We start from the raw sequence: 18,029 nt of genomic DNA on the forward strand, positions 1-18,029 counted from the left end.
CACGGTACGGGAGCACATGCCGCGTGGCAATAATTTTCCAACGCTCAGGCAAGGCGACTTGCCAGCAACTCCAGAGCGAGGGGCGAGATGCGCAGGTCCCCGAGGTCGACGGGTTTGCCAAGCTGCGCGCGCCCGGCATACTCTCTGGCACAACTGGAACGAATAGCGTGGCAGGCCACGGGGGCAGGATCAGTCCCGGAATCTTCGTCATCCATCCATTCGTTGGGGCGTGCACGTGTTGGAGCAGCCATCTTTCGGCCGTCGTCTGAGGCAGCTGAGGACCGAGCGGGGCTTGTCCCAGGCCGTGCTCGCGGGGGACGGCATGTCCACCGGTTACCTCTCGCGCCTGGAGTCGGGCGCGCGGCAGCCCACGAAACGCGCCGTGGCCCATCTGGCCGGACAACTGGGGATCAGCCCCTCCGAGTTCGAGGTGTCCCGGGCCACGTCGCTCGCCCAGATCCTCTCCCTCGCCACGTCCCTGGAGTCCGACGAGACCAGTGAGCTGCTCGCAGACGCGGTACGGTCCGCGCACGGCCAGGACCCGATGCTCCGTTGGCAGGCTTTGTGGCTCCTCGGGCAGTGGAAACGCCGGCACGGCGATTCGGCCGGCGAGCGCGACTACCTCGAGCAGCTGGTGACGCTGAGCGAGGAGATCGGCCTGGCCGAGCTGAGAGCGCGAGCCCTGACGCAGTTCGCCCGGTCCCTGCGCGTACTGGGCGAGATCGTCCCGGCGGTGGAGGCAGCCGGTACCGCCCACCGGCTGACGGTGGACCAGTCGCTGTCCAGCCAGGACAGGGCCGCGACCCTGCTGGTCCTGGTGTCGGTGGAGGCCGAGGCGGGCCGGATGCCCGATGCCCGGCGCCACGCCGACGAACTGACGGTCCTGGTCAAAGGCAGGTCCGACACCCTGTGGGCCGAAGCGCTGTGGACCGCAGGCGCGCTGAAGGTGCGCCTGGGCGAGTTCGCCGCGGCGCAGGTCCTCTTCCAGGAGGCACTGGACGGCTTCGACAGCCGTGAGAACCTCACGATCTGGCTGCGGCTGCGCATCGCGATGGCCGAACTCCACCTGCAGAAGCTGCCACCCGAGCCCGACGCCGCGCAGCGCTGCATCGAGGCGGCCGAAGCGGCCCTCCCGTTCGCCAGCACACCCGCTCTGGAGCAGTCCCTCACCGCGCTGCGGGCTCGCCTCGCCTTCCACGAAGGCCGCTTGACCGACGCTCGCGCGTTGCTGGAGAGGCTCGGCCGGACCGAGCTCCGGCTGCCCTACCAGAGCCGGATCCGCCTGGAGGTCCTCGGCCATCAGCTGAGCATCCTGGGCGGCGAGGAGGACGAGGGCCTGGCGGGGCTCCAGCGCCTGGCCGAGCAGGCGCAGGAGAACTCCAACATCAACCTCGCCGCGGAGATCTGGCGGCTCGCGGCGGAGTGCCTCATGCGGGCGCGCGGGAAAGCGCGGGACGACGCCAAGGACTGACGCTGTTTCCGGTTCCGGCACCGTCCCCTTCGCGCGGTGCTGACGTGCGTGCCTCCTCGGCACCGTCATGGTTGCCTGCCTACGGTCCTGCGACTGCTTGTACACGCGTACCTCTCACGCTAGGCACTTAATTGCCTAACTTGTCGAATGACGTGGCAATGACTTGCCTGCCTGTAGGAAACATGCTGATATGCAAGCTGGACACCCCTCCTCCGACTTCAGGCGGCCATCATGGGGATCATTGGGCTGATCGGCGAGAACGTCTGTCGATGCTCGCGCGATGCCGGGATGATGAGCCGACATCCTTATGGCAATAAATTGCCAACAGATCCCGTGGTGCGGGAAGTGCCTCTTGTCCGCTCCCGGGGTGAAACCGAACGGAGGCGTGAGCAGACCACGAACCGCCTCGCCACGAACGCCTCCCGGCGCCTGCGGGGCGGTCAGCGGATGCGAGGGCGCTCGCACCCGCTGACCGGCACGCCGGCCCCGGCCTCAGCAGGTCCCGTCGAGAAGAAAGCCGAGGCTCTGCCGTGAACCACGAGATGTCCCAGCGAGCCCTGGTGGAGGCAGCCGCCGAGGGACTGCGCCGGCTTGCCGACGACGCGCGGTGCCAGACCGCCTTCGCCGCCCCCTCCTCGGTACTGCGGGACATGCTCTCCCCTGCCGCCCGGCGCTACGTGCTTGCCTCCGACAGGGCCGGATTCTTCGAACAGTCCGCACGGCTGCGTGCCAAGGGCTACCGGGTGAGCGCAGAGTTCGCCGGCCCCGACCAGGGAGTCGCCGACGCCGCCCGTGCCGAAGGCGTTGTCGAGGAGTACCTGGGGCTGCTCGCCCACGAACCGGCCCCCGACCGGATCGGACTGGATCTTTCCCGGATCGGCCTCGCCCACTCGGCGGAAGCCGCCCTGCGCAACACCGGCCGGATCGCGGCAGCCGGAGCGCTCCGGGGAAGCGAGGTCGTACTGGACACGGACGGCCCCGGCGACGTCGATACCGTCCTGGCCGTCCTCGACGCGCTGGGCGGCCGGTACGACAACCTGGGCATCACCCTTCAGGCGCACCTGCACCGCACCGAGGACGACGCCTTGGCGGTGGCGGGGCCGGGCCGCACCGTACGCCTGGTGAAGGGCACGTCCTACGAATCGTCCGGCATCGCTCTGGCGCGGGGCCCGGCACTCGACGACCGCTACCTCGACCTCGCGGAGCTCCTCCTGGACAGAGGAGTCCAGTTGAGCCTGGCCACTCAGGACGCGGAGGTCCTCGCCGCGGCGCAGGAGCGCGGGCTGCTGGAACACGTCCAGGACATCGAGATGCTGTACGGCGTCCAGCCCGAAACGCTGCGCCGCCACCGCGCGGCGGGCCGTCCCTGCCGTATCCACGCGACCTACGGCATGAACTGGTGGCTCCCCTTGATGCGGCGGCTGGCCGACAACCCGCCGATGGTGCTCAGTGCCCTGGCCGACATCGGCCGGGACCGCGGGCCGGCCGGGGCCCCCGCCCACCAGCTGTACTGAGCGGACGAGGGGCCGCGACCCCGGTCCTGGGTACCGGCCCCGGTCCGCGGCTCAGTTCCCGGTGGCCGCGAACTGGCCGGGCGTACGGCCCTGGCCCGCCGGTCCGCGGTAAGCCTGTGCGATGTCCAGCCAGCGGTCCGCCTCCTGCCCCGACGCGGCGAGGGCGAGATCGTCACGGTGGCGGCGCCGGGTCACCAGCAGGCAGAAGTCGTGCGCGGGACCGCTGATCGTCTCGGTGGCGTCCTCGGGGCCGACCGTCCACAGCTCGCCGGAGGGTGCGGTGAGCTCGAAGCGGAACGGCTCGGGCGGCGGGGTCAGACCGTGGGACTCGTAGCCGAAGTCCCGGGTCAGCCAGGCGAAGTCGACGATGTTGCGCAGCCGCTCGGTGGGCCCCCGGCGAACCCCCAGGGCATCGGCGATGTCCTGGCCGTGGGCGAACACCTCCATGATCCCCGCGCAGCTCAGGACAACGGGCGGCAGCGGGTTGACGAGCCACGGGACGACCTGGCCGGCGGGCACCGCGGCCAGCGCCTCGACAGATGCCTCGCCCAGGGCCCGGAAGCGGGCGAGCAGCTGCTGGGGCGGGAAGCTGTTGAACTGCTTGAGGGCCGCGTTCACAGCCCCGTCGAAGTTCCCGGCCGCGGCCTCGGTGACGGCCTTGAACTCCTCCGGTGCGGCGGCGGCGGTCCTGGCCAGATGGAAGACGAAGGTGAGGTGTGCGATCTGGTCGGCGATGGTCCAGCCGGGCGCGGGGGTCGCGGTGCTCCAGGCGTCGTCATCGATCTTCTCGACCAACTGCGCGAGCTCATCGATGTCGGTGGCCAGGTGCTTGAGAACGTCTTCGAGCGTGTTCATTTCTCTCTCCTTCGAGGTGTTCCGGAGTCGGGTAAGAACTGTCGTGATACGACCCGCCGGCCGACGGGCTGCCGTGCGCGGGGTTCGCTACGCGGCGCGGGCCACGTGGGAGCCGCCCCGGGCCGCGTACGGCGCGAGCGCCTCGGCCAGGGCCTCGGGGATCAGGGTCGGAACGGTCGCGGTGTTGGGGCCGCGCATGCAGGCGATCCGCTGCCGCCCGCGCGCCACCAGTGTCTCGCCGCCGTCTTCGGTCACCTGTATGTAGTCGAAGGTGAACTCCAGCTGGGTCTGGCGCAGTTCCGAGAGCCTCATCCGGATCGACAGCTCGTCGAAGGCGGTGATCTCGGCGAAGAACTCGCAGTCCACCTTGAGGGTGAAGAGCTTGAGGTCGTCCTGCACCTCGGCGAGGACGGAGGGCGCCTTCTCCTTGAGGAAGAGCTCCCGGCAACGCCCCTGCCACCGCAGGTAGTTCACGTAGTAGACGTTGCCGACGAGGTTGGTCTCCTCGAAGCCGACGGTGTGGCTGTACTCGAAGTAGTCAGAGGTCGTCGCGGTCATCGGTCTGTGCCCTCCATTGTCGTCCGTAGGTTGTCGGGGCCGGTCTGCGCACTGGGTTGCGTGAAACAACCCACTGGTCGCGGGCGCCTCCGGGGCGGCCGCTCGGCTCGGGAGGGAAGCGCGGACGCGGGCGCGCCGGACTGGGCGCGCGTGATCAGCCGCGGGCCGACGGCAGCAGCGGCAGGACGTTCTTGCGGCCGCTCGCCGAGCCGTCAGGGGCCGGCGCGCCGTAGGTGACGGAGATCCCCCGGCGCTGCGCGGCCTGCACGATCCCCGGCACCGCGCGCTCGGCGAGCGCGGCGATGGTCATCGCTGGGTTGACCGTCAGCGCGCCAGGGACGGCGGATCCGTCCGTGACGAAGATTCCCGGATGGTCGCGGAGCTCGTTGCGGTCGTCCAGAGCCGAGGTGTGCGGGTCGTCGCCCATCCGGCAGGAGGAGAGCGGGTGGACGGTGTAGGCGCCGACCAGGTCGTTGGTCCACGGCATGACCTTGGCCAGGCCGTCCTTCTCCAGGATCTCCTTGACCTCGGCGTCCGAGGCGGCCCAGGCACCCAGGGTGTTCTTTGTCGGCTCGTACCGGAGGTTGCCCCGACCGAGCATCTGCTGGGAGATGCGGTGGGCGTTGCCCGTCGCCGGCGGCGGGCCGAAGACCCCTTCGTTGTCGTCCTCGATCATCGTGAAGATCGTGAGCCAGGACGCCCACTGCTTCAGAATCTCCTTCTTCTCCTTGCCGAACCAGGACGGTCCGGTGGTACCGGGCACCTGTGCCAGGATCGTGCCGAGGCCCGGCGGGAAGTAGAGCTGCTCCAGGGAGTAGCGGGAGTATTCGGGCAGCGAGCCGTCCAGCTTGTCCCAGCTGGCCACGGTGGGACCCTTGCCGATCTGGTTGGCGGCGTAGGCCAGTCCTTCGCCGCGCTCCAGGCCGAACAGCTCGGCCGCCTTCGCCTCGTCGATGACGGCGGTGTTGAGCCGCTCGCCGTTGCCGGAGAAGTAGCGGCCGACCGCCCGGGGCATCGTGCCCAGGTGCGCCTCGCTGCGCTGAAGGATGACCGGTGTCGCACCCGCGCCGGCCGCCATGACCACGATCTTCGCCTCGATGACGCCGCTGCCGGCCTGGAGGCGGTAATCGTCGTCGTGCACGACGTTGTAGTGCACCCGGTAGGAGCCGTCGGGCGTGCGCGAGAGGTGCTGCACCTCGTGCAGGGGCCTGATGCGGGCACCGTGGGCGATGGCGGCAGGCAGATAGTTGACCAGCAGGGACTGCTTGGCCTCGAAGCGGCAGCCGGCCATCATCCAGTTGCAGTTCACGCACTTGGTGTTGTCTATGGCGACGGCGAGCGGGTTGGCGGTGCGACCGGAGTGGTTGCAGGCCGCGGCCCACAGGCCACCGGCGTAACTGACGTCGTTCCAGCTCTGCGGGGTGATGGAGAGAGACTCCTCGACACGGTCGTACCAGGGGTCCAGTGTGTCGCGGCTCACCGCTCCCGGCCACATCCGGCGCCCGATGGACCCCTGCCGGTCGAAGACGAAGCGGGGTGCGCGGGGCATCGCGGCGAAGTAGACGACACTGCCGCCGCCCACGCAGTTCCCGCCGAGGATGCTCATGCCGTCCCCGACCGTGAAGTCGAACACCCGGGTGTAGGAGGAGCCGAGCTTGTAGTCGTGCTCGAACTCCTTGCTCTCCAGCCACGGCCCGCGCTCCAGGACGGTGACGTCGGCGCCTCCTGCCGCCAGGTGATACGCGGCGATGGCGCCGCCGAAGCCGCTGCCGATGACCAGAACGTCCGTGCGCTCGGCAGTGGTGCTCATGCGGGACTCCCGGTGGACGTGGTGTCGGGGTGGAGGCGGGCGAACTCGCGGCCGTAGCTGTAGTCCTCGAACCGCCACAGGCCGTCGGCGTCCGGCTGCGTCAGGCCCATGGCCTTCAGCCCCGGATGTCCGTCGGCCATCGCCTGTGCCGTGTTGAGGTGCGCTGCCGAGTCGAAGGCCATGTTGCAGAAGAGGGAGAGCAGCACCCAGAACTCCTTCTCCGGGTGGCCGGGTTTCGTCAGCAGCTGGATCAGGGCGGCCCGGTCCGGGTACTCCAGTGCCACGAAGGGCGGCACGGCCGGGTCCAGGGTGAGGCCCCGCTCCGCGGCGTAGGCCTGTGCGTGCTCGTTGACCAGGCGCACCAGGTCGTCCAGGCCGTCATGGATTCCTGTCGCGTCCCATTGCAGAAGCTCCAGGGCCCCCGCCTGGACGGCGCCGCCGCCGGTGGACACACCAGCGATGGCGCGGTCGTCTGCGGAGCGCTTCTCTCCCGGGACGATCGTGTCGGCGTAGGCCTCCAGCGTCATGGTCCGGATGTCGCTGTCCGGCGCCCCTCGCTCATTGTCGTCGCGCAACTCGCTCTCCTTTCTCACGGTCCGGAGTGGGATGCCTTGCGGCGTGAAGAAAACTAGGGTCGTTCGGCTGGTTCAAGCAACTAGCCAAAGTAGAGGCGACCTTGAAACAGACTCCACGGAGTTGGCGCGAAGCGGCTACTGGATTACGCGCGCGAGCGAGCTGCTCACTAGTCTCATCGAACGGATGTCTTCATTCATCACCTGCACGTGGAAATGCTTCTGCACGAGGACCGCATGCGGAAGTGAGCCCTGGCCTCATGTCTTGGGGGAAACGTGAAAAGTGACTCTGCCCAACGCGCCGTGGAACGCTCACCGCGTGTCGTACGGATCGATGAACTCATTCCTGCCGATTCACCGCGTCTGAACGGAATCGACCGGGCCCATGTACAGCGCCTCGCGACCGTCTACGCGTCCCTGCCCCCGGTGCTCGTCCACCGGCCGACCATGCGGGTCGTCGACGGCATGCACCGCATCAGCGCCGCCCTGCTGAAGGGGCTGGAGACCGTCGAGGTCACGTTCTTCGACGGCGCCGAGGACCAGGTGTTCCTGCGGTCCGTCGCCGCGAACATCACCAACGGGCTGCCCTTGTCCGTGGCCGACCGCAAGACCGCCGCGGCACGCATCCTGGCCTCGCACCCGACCCTCTCCGACCGCGCCGTCGCCGCGCACGTGGGGCTCGACGCCAAGACCGTGGCGGGTGTGCGGACGTGTTCAGCCGCGGGTTCTCCGCTGCTGAACGTACGCACCGGAGCCGACGGCCGTATCCACCCTCTCGACCGTACCGCCGAACGCCTGCACGCCGCAGCGCTGCTGACCCAGGACCCGGCTCTCTCGCTGCGTTCCGTCGTCGAGCAGACCGGGCTGTCGCTGGGCACGGCGCACGACGTCCGCCGCCGGCTGCTGCGCGGTGAGGACCCGGTTCCGCAGAGCCGGCAGAGCGCGAGCGCGATGCTGGACGCCGGGCCTGCCATGCAGAAGACACGGGCGGCCGGAGCACCGGTCGCGCCCGGTATCCGCCCGGGCCGGCCGGCGCCGTCCGCCGTGGCCGGCAAGCCGCCGGTATCCCCCCGGTCCCGGGCTCCGATGGAGGCGCTGCGCAAGCTCTCCCACGACCCCTCCCTGCGCCACTCGGACCAGGGACGCGAGCTCATGCGCTGGCTCCACAACCGGTTCCTCGTCGACGAGGCATGGCGCCGGCGCGCGGACGCGGTCCCCGCCCACTGCGTCGACTCGATGGCGGAGCTGGCGCAGCACTGCTCCGACGCCTGGCGCCGGTTCGCCGAGGAGATGGTCCGGCGTCGGCACACCTCCGCGGCGGATGTCGCGGAGATCCGTGCGACTCAGCCAACTCGCCGTTGACAGCTTACTTCGACAGGGAGATACGGTGACCACGAACACCATCGAGAATGCGGTTCGCCGGGTGGTCGAATACATGCATGTCAACCTCGGTCAGAACCTCACGATCGACGACATGGCACGTACGGCGATGTTCAGCAAGTTCCATTTCACCCGCATTTTCCGCGAGGTCACCGGAACATCGCCCGGACGCTTCCTCTCCGCCTTACGGATGCAGGAAGCGAAACGACTTCTGGTGCACACTACACATAGTGTGGCCGATATCAGCAGTCAGGTCGGCTACAGCAGTGTCGGCACTTTCAGTTCGCGGTTCAAGGCCTGTGTGGGCCTTTCGCCGAGTGCCTACCGGGACTTCGGCGGCGTGCAGCCCGGGTTCCCCTCCACCGCGAGTCGCAATACTCCCATCGCCCAGAACCTCTCGCTGCGCGGACGTGTTCATTCCGCTCCCGACGAGAAACCGGAAAAGGTCTTCGTAGGCCTGTTTCCCGGCCGTTTACGCCAGGGCAGGCCGGTGCGCTGGGTCACTCTGGAGGGTCCCGGAACCTTCGAGCTCCGGGACGTGCCTGTGGGCACTTGGCACATCTTGGCCCACTCCGTCCCCGACACCCATGAGCCGCACTCCGTCGGTTCCGAACAACTCCTCCTCGGACAGAGCGGACCGCAGGTCGTGCACCCCGGCGCGCTGTTGCGACCGGTGGACATCCTCCTGCGCCTGGTGAACGCGCTCGATCCGCCCGTCCTGCTGGCCCGCTTCGCCTCCGATGAGCAGTCGGGGCCGCACGCGCCCCGCTGACACACCGTCGCCCTGACCGCGGGGGCGCCGCGCCGATGCCGCACGGTCAGCTCACCGGGTGGACCGTCATCGGCAGCCCCCCGCGCATCCGCAGCGAGAGCATGGGCTCGGCCACCGCCCGGTGGCCGGCGACGGTGCGCAGGTCGAGGTCGCGGGTGATCAGGGCCGTGACGAACACCGCCTCCATCATCCCGAGGTTGCTGCCGACGCAGAAGCGCGGTCCCGCACCGAACGGGATGTACGCGTACCGAGGCCGGTCGGCGACCTGCCGGGGTCCGAACCGCTCCGGATCGAAGCGCTCGGGGGCGTCCCACAGGCCCGGATGGCGATGCATGATGTACGGGCAGATCAGCACGTCCGACTTGGCGGCCACCGTGTAGCCGCCGACCACGTCGCGCTGCTGGGCGACCCTGGGCAGGATCCACACCGGCGGGAACAGCCGCATCGCCTCCTGCACCACCATGGTCGTGTACGTCAGCCGATGAAGGTCCTGCAGTCCGGGGACGCCGTCGCCGAGGGCGGCACGGGCCTCCTCACGGACCCGGGCACGTACCTCGGGGTGCCTCTCGATCAGGTGCAGGGTCCAGCCGAGGGTGCTGGCCGTGGTCTCGTGGCCCGCGAGCAGCAGGGTGACCAGCTCCTCGCGCAGCCGCTTGCGGGCCTGCTCGGGTCCCTCGTGCCGCCGGCCGGCCGCGCTGATGATCCGGGACAGCGCGTCGTCGCCCGGCTCGCCGCCTGCCATTGCGGCGCGGCGGTCGGCCACCAGCAGATCGGCCACCCGGTACAGCTCCCGGCGGGCGCGCCGGAAACGCGCCTGCGGTGGCAGCGGGAGCCAGCTGGGCACCATGCCCTGACTGACCATCTCCAGCATGGCCTGGTCCTGGACCTCCTCGAAGGAGTGCGCGAGCGACTCGTGCGCGGTGAGGTCCGATTCGAGCAGGGTCCGGCCCAGTACGCCAAGGGTGAGGCCGGTGATCTCCTGGAGGACGTCCACGGGCCCGCCCCCCTCGTAGCCGCGGAGCAGGGCGACCAGCTTGGCGGCCTCCTCGGCCACGGCGGACGCCTGCTGGTTGATGCGGCCCGGTTTGAACGCGGGCTGCACCACCTGGCGCTGTTCGCGCCACGTCTCGCCGTCACTGGTGAGCAGCCCGTCACCCAGCACCCGTCGCGACTGCACCAGGCCGATGCCCTTGTGGTAGTTGTCGCTGTTGTCGGCCAGGACGTGCTTGGCGTAGTCGGGACGGTTGAAGATGTACAGCTTCTTGGGCCCCATGGAGACGCGGACGGCATCCCCCAGGCCGGCCGCGTCCTTCATCATGCCGAGGCGGTCCACCGCCAGTTTCCTCAGCAGTCCCGGCAGCGCCCGCAGCGGCGGGCCGGGCGGATCGATCCTCATGCCGCCCTGCCTTCGCTCCGGTCCTGCGCGAAATGGCGGAAGCGGCCACCCGAGAACAGCATTCCCTCGTGCAGCGGCCGGCGCGTGGCCGTGAGCACTTCGCCGAGGAAGATCGTGTGGTCACCGCCCTGGTAGACCTGCCGCTTCTCGCACTCCAGATGCGCCACCGCACCGGCGATCAGGCGTGCGCCGGACTTCTCGCCGAGCAGCCAGTCCACGGAGTCGAACTGGTCGGCGCCCGGGGGACGCGAGCTGTCCGCGAAGTGCCGGGCCGCTTTCTCCTGCCCGGCCTCCAGCACCGACACGGCGAATGTGGGCATGGCGGTCAGACGCTGGTGCATGACGGCGTCCTTGCCGACGCAGATGAGCACCAGGGGCGGCGAGAGTGAGACGGACGTGAACGAGTTGGCCGTCATGCCCCGGGGCTCGCTCCCGCCGACGGTCACCACGGTGACCCCGGTGGGAAACGTCCCGAACACGCCCCGCAGCTGCGCTCGGTCGTTCAGATCGACGGGCTCCGCGGGCGGAACGGTGATCGGACTCATTTCTGCCTCCCTGCCGGCGGCCGGGTCCCGGCTCGGTGCTGTGCCGACGTGTCGGGGATCGGTGGGGAATCGAGGACCGAGGCGGTCGCCGCACGGTTCGTCACGGCGGCCGGCCGGTCGTCCGGACCGTCGGCCCGGTGGGTGGTGCCTGGGGTGGAGGTGACCGGGTGCGGGGAGCGCAACGCTCCCCGCACCCGCTCTGCGGCGCCGGTCATGTCCGGGACCCTCCCGGGTCCGGGGCGTCCACGCCGTCGGTGAGGAAGGCGAAGACCACCGGTTCCCCGACGTGGCGCAGTGTGGTGACGAACGTGGCGATGCGCAGCCCGCCCGCCGTCAGGACGACCCATCCGGGCCTGGTCTGCGGGGCCAGGGTGAGGGGCGCCCCGGCCAGCAGACCGGCCTTCCTCAGGCACTCGACGGCGGTCCACACGCGGGTCGCCGAGGTGTCCGGGCTCTCACCCGTTTCCTTGGCCACCAGGGCGGACAGGTCCCCGTGCTCACCGAGCAGCCCCTCCCACACCGCCGGGTCACGGGCGGTGACCGGCTCGATGTCGCATGCCACGGTCGTCGAGGCGACGACGCCGAGGGTCATCCCCGGGCCGTGGGCCGCCGACAGACGCCGCGTGCCGTCGAGTTCGGGCCGGCCGTCGGGCCGGTAGCGCACCTTCACGCTCTCACCCAGTGCCCGCTGGACGGCCCGGGCGGTGGCCGCTCGGCGACCGGTCCTGGAGTCCTCGGCGTCGGCCGGGTCCGGTTCGACGGCGACGTCGAGACGGGTGCCGAGCACTTCCTCCAGAGTCCGCTCCAAGTAGGGGCCGAGCAGCGGCGCGACCCACGGTCCTGAGCCGTCCGACTTGCGTACGGCGTGCAGGGTGAGTCCCTCCCACCGCTCGACGACGGTGCCGTCCGGAGTGCGTACGGCGATGTCGTACACATAGGTGTCGCCGTCCCGGTGGCGCTCGGTCGCGCAGTAGCGGACCAGCTCCGGCAGGTCCTCGCCGGCGGCCATCGGATACAGCCGCTCGATGCCGGAGGGCAGCAGGGTCGCGTCGGGGACGCACACCTGGTTGCCGTGCATCAGGGCGTCGCGCATCCCCGGGTCCGCGAGCAGGAGCGTGCCCGGCAGGAAGCCGGCGAACCAGCCGGACGGCGCGTCGATCGCCACATCGGCGTCGACGTGCCGTGCGGCGGCCCGGTGGAAGCGGCGCAGCCTCTGGAAGCGCTCGCCCTGGAAGAGCACGCCGCCGTACAGGTCGGTCGCGGGGTCCAGCGGGACGTCCGGAACGTTCGGGTCCGCCTGGCCGGGGGGACCGTCGGGGATCGCCCCACCGTTGTAGACCAGCCGGGCCCGGAAGTGTTCGGCCACGAAACCGGTGTCCTGCGCGTGGACGGCCACGTCAACGGTGTCGGAGCCGGTGACGGTGGCCGCGATCCGGATGCGGGTCGTTCCGGTGGGCGGTACGACGATCGGGCGGAGGAACCGCGCGTCCTCCAGGACCGGCACACCTTCTCGCCCGGTGACCGCGAAGGCGACCTGGACCATGGCCTCCATACCGATCACCGCGGGCAGCAGCAGGTTGCCGTCCAGAAGGTGGTCGGCGAGATAGAGGTCCGTCCCGGCGTTGAGCTCGGCTTCGGTGACGAGCTCAACGCCGTGGTAGCGCACCAGTGGCTCGCCGGTGAAGCGCAGCAGCGGAAGTGGCGGCTGCTCGCGCCGCACGGTCCCGATGCCCTCCGTGCGGCCGCTGATCACCGTCACCACGGGGGCGTCAGGGTCGGCGATCAGACGGAGCAGGATCTCGATGCCCTGGTCGGGCGAGACGGGCACGATGCCCTCGCGGGAGAGCGACTCCACGACGGACAGCTTCTCGCCCATGCCGACGCCGGACCACACGGACCACTCCATGCACAGTGCGCGGCAGCCCGCGTTGCGGCGGGCGATGTCCTCGGTGAGACCGGCCAGCCACTCGTTGGCGGTGGCGTAGTGCGCCTCTCCCCGCAGTCCTGCCCGGCCGATGATGCTGCCGAAGGTGACGAGGAGTTTCAGGTTCTCCTCACCGACCACGGCCAGCACATTGCGCAGCCCGTCGACCTTGGGAGCGAGCGTGCTGTGGACGGCGGCCATGTCCAGCCCGGTGAGCGCGGCCGGCTCGTTGCGGCCCGCTCCGTGCAGAACGGCGGTCACGGAGCCGAGAGCCCCGGTCAGCTCGGCGACCGCCTCGGCGACGCGCACCGGGTCGGTGACGTCGGCGGCCGCGTAGCCGACCCGTACGCCGCTGTCCCTCATCCGCTGCAGATTCGCGGCGAGGTCCTGGTCCTGGTCGGGTTCGGAGCGGCCCATCAGGGCCAGAGCCGCTCCAGTTCGCTCGGCGATGGCCAGGGCGCATTCGGCGGTGATGCCCTTGCCGCCGCCGGTCACGAGCAGGACGTCGTCGGAGCCCAGCACGTGGTCGGTGCGCTCCGGTGCGAAGGGCAGAGCACGGAGAACGGGCACCCGGCGGCTGCCGTCCTCGGCGAGGTGTACCTCGCTGAAGCGGGTCGTCGCGGCGACCTCCTCGGCGACCCTGTCAGCGGCCCCGTCGACCACCGGTGTGTGGACGACGGTGGTACGCAGGTGGGGCGCCTCCAGGTGCAGGGTCTTGGCCAGCGCGGCCGTCCCCCGGTCGTGCTGCACCAGGACGAAACGGCGTTCCGGCTCGCCCGTGAGAGCGGACTTCGCCCCGTCCAGAGCGAGTTCGAGCTGCTCCGGGGAGCAGGCGGGCGGCAGGCAGACCAGTACCCCGGAGCCCACCGCGGCGTTCTTCAGGGCGCGGTGCACGTCGTGGGCGAAGGGGTGGCCGTCAGTGGTGAACAGCTCCCAGGTTCCGCCCTTCGTGTCCGCCACGGCGGCGGGGAGGGGCAGTTCGTCGAGGTCGACGGAGAAGGGCCGGGCCCAGGGTGCGGCGCCCGTGACGAGGGGTGCCGCAGCAGCGGTGTCCCCGCCGGTTTCGACCAGGGTGGTGAGAGCCGCGGCCAGTTCGGCCACGGTCGCCGTGGCGAAGTTGGTCGGGATGTGAGAGGCGGCGAGACCGAGCTGGAGGGCGGCCTGGTTGACGATCTGGCCGACCGTGATCGAACTCATGTGCAGGTCGTCGAGGAGACTTTTGGTCTCGTCGATCAGCTCGAGCGGGAGCTCCGCGCGTTCGGCGACCAGGGCGCGCAGTACGTCGAACGCCGACTCCCCCGCCGAGCTGCCGGCGTCGGCGGTGTCGCCGTCGGACTCCTGGACGAGCGGGCCCCGGGCGGCGGCGGGAAGCGTCAGCTCGGGTGCCTGCTCGCAGGGGCTGGCCAGGAAATGGAACTCGGCCCCCACCTCCAGCGGCCGCGTCAGCCGGTCGTTGAAGAGCCGCTCGTGGACGATCGGGGCACCCATCACGTAGGCGGCTCCTACGACCTGGAGCAGACCACGCAGGGACTCGTCGTCGGTGTTCAGCGCGACGGCGGGTTTCTCGGTGGCGCCCGCCGCCAGGGTGCTGAGGACACGGCCGGGACCGACCTCGACGAACAGGTCGACCTCGGCCGCCGCCGCTCGGACCGCCTGGGTGAACAGCACCGGGTCGGTGATCTGCTGTCGCAGGAGCTTGGCGAGGTCGGTGTCGCTCTCCAGTTCCGCGCCGGTGACGGTGGAGACGACGCGGCGCTCCATCTCGCCCAGTCGCGCTCCCGCGAGCCAGTCGCCGAAGGAGTCGGCGGCCGGAGCGACGAGGGGCGAGTGGAAGGCGTGGGACACGGCGAGGCGGGTGCAGGCGATGCCCGCGGCCGCTGCCCGCTCGGTCACGCTCTCGACGGCCTCGACGGTTCCGGCGATCACCGTCTGCCGGGGGCCGTTGTACCCGGAGATCACCACGGGGAGCCCTTCGACGAGGGCCCCGGCCTCCTCGGGGGTGGCGGTCAGCGAGGCCATCGTGCCCGAGGCACTGTGCTCGGCCATGGCTGCCCCGCGGGTGCGTGCGGCCTCCAGCAGGGTGCTGGAGTCCATCGCGCCCGCCCAGTGGAGGGCGGAGAGCTCGCCGAGGCTGTGGCCGAGCGCGATGTCGGCCTCGACGCCCAGCGCGTCCAGCACGCGCAGACCCGCCGTCGAACCGGTGACGATGCGCGGCTGGGCCACGTCGGTGGCGACCATGTCCCCGGCGGTGGGCAGGCCGGCGCGCGCGTACACGTCGGCGGCCTCGGTGAAGCGGCGGGCGAGCGCGCCTCCGGCGGTGGACGTGCCGGAACCCTGGCCCGGGAAGAGGAAGCCGATGCGGGCCGCCTCGACGGCCCTGCCGAGGAAGGTACGGCCGTCCGAGGAGAAGACCGGGCCGTCGTCGGGCGTGTGGGTCTCGGCGGTACGGGCGACACTGCGCAGCCTGAGCTCCGCGTCCTCGGGCGAGGTGACGACGACGGCGGCCCGGTAGGGCAGCTCGCGCAGTTCCCGTTGGAGGGTCACGGCCAGGTCGGCGAGCTGTGCGTAGGAGACCTGTGCGGCGAAGTCGGCCACCTGGGTCAGCCGCTGGGCCAGCGCCCCGGGCGATTCCCCGTCGAGGAGCAGCAGTTCGGAGTCCTGGAGGGAGTTGGCCAGCAGAGTGGTCCGACGGCTGACGCCCGGGCGGCGCCCGGAGGCGGCCGACCTGTCGAGAACGACATGGGTGTTGATCCCGCCGAATCCCATGGCGGTGATCCCGGCACGGAGCGGGGCGTTCTTCGGCCACCGCTCCGCCTTGCGCAGCACCCGCAGGTTGGCGGACTCGCCGGTGAGCAGTTCGTGAGGGTCCACGCAACCGATGGCGGGTGGCAGCACCGCGGAGTCCAGGGCCATCACCGCCTTGATCAGTCCGGCCACCCCCGCCGCCGCCTTGGTGTGGCCGATCATGCCCTTGACGGAGCTGATGACGGCACTGGGAGCCTGCGGGTCGGCCTGGGCGCGGGCGCCCATGATGGCCTGGAGCTCGGTGGCGTCACCGACCGCGGTGCCTGTGCCGTGGCCCTCGAAGAGCGGCACGGTCTCGATGCCGAAGCCCGCCCGCTCGTAGGCACGGGACAGCGCGAGCTGATACCCGCTCACCTCGGGTCGGGTGATGCCGCCCTGCCCGTCGGAGGAGATGCCCCAGCCTGCGATGGAGGCGTAGACGCGGTGCCCTGCGGCGATCGCGTCCTCCTCGCGCATCAGCACGACCATGCCGCAGCCCTCGCCCGGCCAGAAGCCGTTGGAGCCGCGGTCGTAGAGCCGCATCTCCTTCCGGGCGAGCGCACCGGTCTTGGCGAAGCCGATGATCTCGAAGGGGTCGATGGACAGGTCGACGCCGCCGGCGACGGCGACATCGAGGTCGCCGCCCTGCAGCGAGGTGGCCGCGGTGGTGATCGACAGCAGCGAGGAGGAGCACGCCCCGTCGACGGTGTAGCCCCCGCCGTTCAGGTCGAAGTGGTTGCAGATTCGCCCGGCGATGGTGTTGGACAGGCCACCCGCGAGGGTGTCCTCGTCGACGGCGGGAAACGGCTTCTTGTAGGCGCCCTCCACCCCCTGGAGGAAGGTGCCGATGCGGTCGTCGTCCCAGTCCTGCCCCTTGAGCGCGTCGGCGAGCACCCGGCGTACGTAGGGCCATCGCAGGCGCATCCCGTTGGCGCGCGAGAACTCGCCGGTCAGGGTGTTGCCGATGACGACTCCGGTGCGCTCCCCGGGCAGGCCCTGGCCGTCGGGGAAGCCCGCGTCCGCCAGTGCCCGGGTCGCCGTGTCCAGGGCGAGCCAGTGAGTCAGATCCGTGGAACGGTAGGTGCTGCCGGCGATCCGGTGGGCGACACGGTCGAACTCCCATCCCTCCAGGACCGCGGCGTTGCGGGCGTAGAAGGTGTCGGGCACCGTGGGGTCCGGGTTCCAGTAGTCGTCCAGTCGCATCCGGACGTCGGGCAGTCGGCGGAAGGCGCGCCGCCCGGCGACCGCGTTCTCCCACAGTTCGCGGGGCGTGGCGGCGTCGGGGTACGTGCACGCGAGCCCGACGATGGCTATTCGACTCATACGGGCACCGCCGCCTTTTTCTTCGCCGCTCGTTCGGCTGCGCACTTGCCGTGGAAGCAGGTGCCGTCCTTGCAGGGATCGCCCGAGAGCACGACCGCCGCCGGTCGCGACGCGGCGTCCGCCGGTATGGGCGCGGGGGCGGGCGACTCCGGGGCTGGAGCGAACTGTTCGACCGGAGCGTTCCGGTACTCCGGGGACGCGGCCACCGGGAGCGCCTGCCGTGCCACGGTCTGCTTGGAGAGAAAGTGCAGGCCCCACAGGTAGCCGCCGCGGATCAGGCACACCAGGGCGGTGGCGAAGAAGATGCCGTACGCGATGCCCAGAGCGGTCAGCACCCCGTACATCGCGGCGACGCCGGCGCCGAAGGCGATCTGGGAGGAACGCTTGGAGGGCGAGGTGCCGGGGTCGGTGACCATGTAGTTGGTGAAGAGGACGAAGGCCACCCCGGTCATCATGCCGAGCGCCGCGGGGATCGAGGTCCCCATGACCAGGCCCCGGACGACGGCCTGCACGACGAAGCCGGCGAGCCAGGCCATGATCAGCCACATACGGCCGGTCAGCTTCGCGTTCAGCATGGTGCCCAGGGTCAGGATGATCGCCGGGAGGACCCAGTCGGCGGGCCCGTACAGGTACTCGGTGAAGTGGTAGGGCGGTGCGATGCTGGCCCAGGGGAAGAGGAGCAGGATCACCGCGATGCCGAAGTTCGACGGGTTCATGTAGTGCCGCATGCGCCCCTTGAGCGGGGCCCGCAGGACCCACTTGGTGCCGACGGCCACGATGACGCCGAAGATCATCACCCAGACGCGGTCGTTGACGTAGGTCAACATGTTCACGGCGAGACCGGTGATGTGCGCGGGGAAGAGGAACTCGGCCATTCCCTTGAACCCACCGCCGGCGTAGCGGGGGGCCCGCTTCTCGCCGCGGGCGCTGACGGCCTCCAGCGTGATCTCCACCACGTAGGCGGTGAGGACCGCGATGAACGGCCACAGCCAGGGCTGCTCGAAGCCGAGGAAGGTGTACCCGGCGATGTTGAGGACCGAGATCGAGATCGCGAACCGGCGGAGGGCTGTGGTGACCTTCACGTCGTGCCGGGGCGCGGCCGTGAGTGTCTTGGTTTCGGGCACG

Annotated in this window: 12 protein-coding genes; 4 read left to right on the forward strand and 8 right to left on the reverse strand. The window is 70.4% G+C overall.

All coding sequences use genetic code 11. The features are described 5' to 3' along the window. Positions 1-235: 235 nt before the first annotated feature. Both ACFWSK_RS29875 and ACFWSK_RS29880 read left to right on the forward strand, forming a co-directional pair. Positions 236-1,471, forward strand: a complete 1,236-nt coding sequence (locus tag ACFWSK_RS29875; protein WP_383792823.1) for a helix-turn-helix domain-containing protein — start codon at positions 236-238, stop codon at positions 1,469-1,471. A gap of 530 nt (positions 1,472-2,001) precedes the next feature. Beyond that, on the forward strand, positions 2,002-2,985 hold the full coding sequence (locus tag ACFWSK_RS29880; protein WP_383792826.1) for a hypothetical protein: 984 nt from the start codon (positions 2,002-2,004) through the stop codon (positions 2,983-2,985). 51 nt (positions 2,986-3,036) lie between these two features. Here the strand turns inward: ACFWSK_RS29880 and ACFWSK_RS29885 are convergent, their stop codons facing one another. From ACFWSK_RS29885 to ACFWSK_RS29900, 4 genes are all read right to left on the reverse strand, one after another. Beyond that, a complete protein-coding gene (locus ACFWSK_RS29885; protein WP_383792829.1) occupies positions 3,037-3,840 on the reverse strand; it encodes a TIGR03084 family metal-binding protein in 804 nt (267 codons plus the stop codon). Between the two features lie 87 nt (positions 3,841-3,927). Beyond that, complete coding sequence (locus tag ACFWSK_RS29890; RefSeq protein ID WP_383792832.1) at positions 3,928-4,398, reverse strand: acyl-CoA thioesterase; 471 nt, start codon at positions 4,396-4,398, stop codon at positions 3,928-3,930. Between the two features lie 154 nt (positions 4,399-4,552). Continuing rightward, on the reverse strand, positions 4,553-6,208 hold the full coding sequence (locus ACFWSK_RS29895) for an FAD-dependent oxidoreductase (RefSeq protein ID WP_383792835.1): 1,656 nt from the start codon (positions 6,206-6,208) through the stop codon (positions 4,553-4,555). Further along, complete coding sequence (locus ACFWSK_RS29900) at positions 6,205-6,735, reverse strand: DUF5987 family protein (RefSeq protein ID WP_383792888.1); 531 nt, start codon at positions 6,733-6,735, stop codon at positions 6,205-6,207. The genes ACFWSK_RS29895 and ACFWSK_RS29900 overlap by 4 nt, the downstream gene beginning before the upstream one ends. 348 nt (positions 6,736-7,083) lie before the next feature. On the opposite strand from ACFWSK_RS29900, the gene ACFWSK_RS29905 reads away from it, so the two are divergent. Together ACFWSK_RS29905 and ACFWSK_RS29910 are read left to right on the forward strand one after the other, a co-directional pair. Beyond that, positions 7,084-8,142: a ParB/RepB/Spo0J family partition protein gene (locus tag ACFWSK_RS29905; protein ID WP_383792837.1), complete on the forward strand. Its 1,059-nt coding sequence runs from the start codon at positions 7,084-7,086 to the stop codon at positions 8,140-8,142. Positions 8,143-8,167: 25 nt separating this feature from the next. Then, a complete protein-coding gene (locus ACFWSK_RS29910) occupies positions 8,168-8,932 on the forward strand; it encodes a helix-turn-helix domain-containing protein (RefSeq protein WP_383792840.1) in 765 nt (254 codons plus the stop codon). Between the two features lie 46 nt (positions 8,933-8,978). Here ACFWSK_RS29910 and ACFWSK_RS29915 read toward each other — a convergent pair whose 3' ends face one another. The 4 genes from ACFWSK_RS29915 to ACFWSK_RS29930 form a co-directional block, all read right to left on the reverse strand. Beyond that, a complete protein-coding gene (locus tag ACFWSK_RS29915; RefSeq protein WP_383792843.1) occupies positions 8,979-10,328 on the reverse strand; it encodes a cytochrome P450 in 1,350 nt (449 codons plus the stop codon). Further along, positions 10,325-10,873 (reverse strand): NADH-dependent FAD reductase SgcE6, encoded by a 549-nt coding sequence (gene sgcE6, locus ACFWSK_RS29920; RefSeq protein ID WP_383792846.1) that lies wholly within the window; start codon positions 10,871-10,873, stop codon positions 10,325-10,327. The genes ACFWSK_RS29915 and sgcE6 overlap by 4 nt, the downstream gene beginning before the upstream one ends. Before the next feature lie 211 nt (positions 10,874-11,084). Continuing rightward, a complete protein-coding gene (locus ACFWSK_RS29925) occupies positions 11,085-16,904 on the reverse strand; it encodes an SDR family NAD(P)-dependent oxidoreductase (protein WP_383792849.1) in 5,820 nt (1,939 codons plus the stop codon). Then, a complete protein-coding gene (locus ACFWSK_RS29930) occupies positions 16,901-18,028 on the reverse strand; it encodes an enediyne biosynthesis protein (protein ID WP_383792851.1) in 1,128 nt (375 codons plus the stop codon). The genes ACFWSK_RS29925 and ACFWSK_RS29930 overlap by 4 nt, the downstream gene beginning before the upstream one ends. Position 18,029: the final 1 nt, after the last annotated feature.

The organism is Streptomyces sp. NPDC058620 (genome assembly GCF_042717135.1).
Taxonomy (GTDB): Bacteria; Actinomycetota; Actinomycetes; order Streptomycetales; family Streptomycetaceae; genus Streptomyces.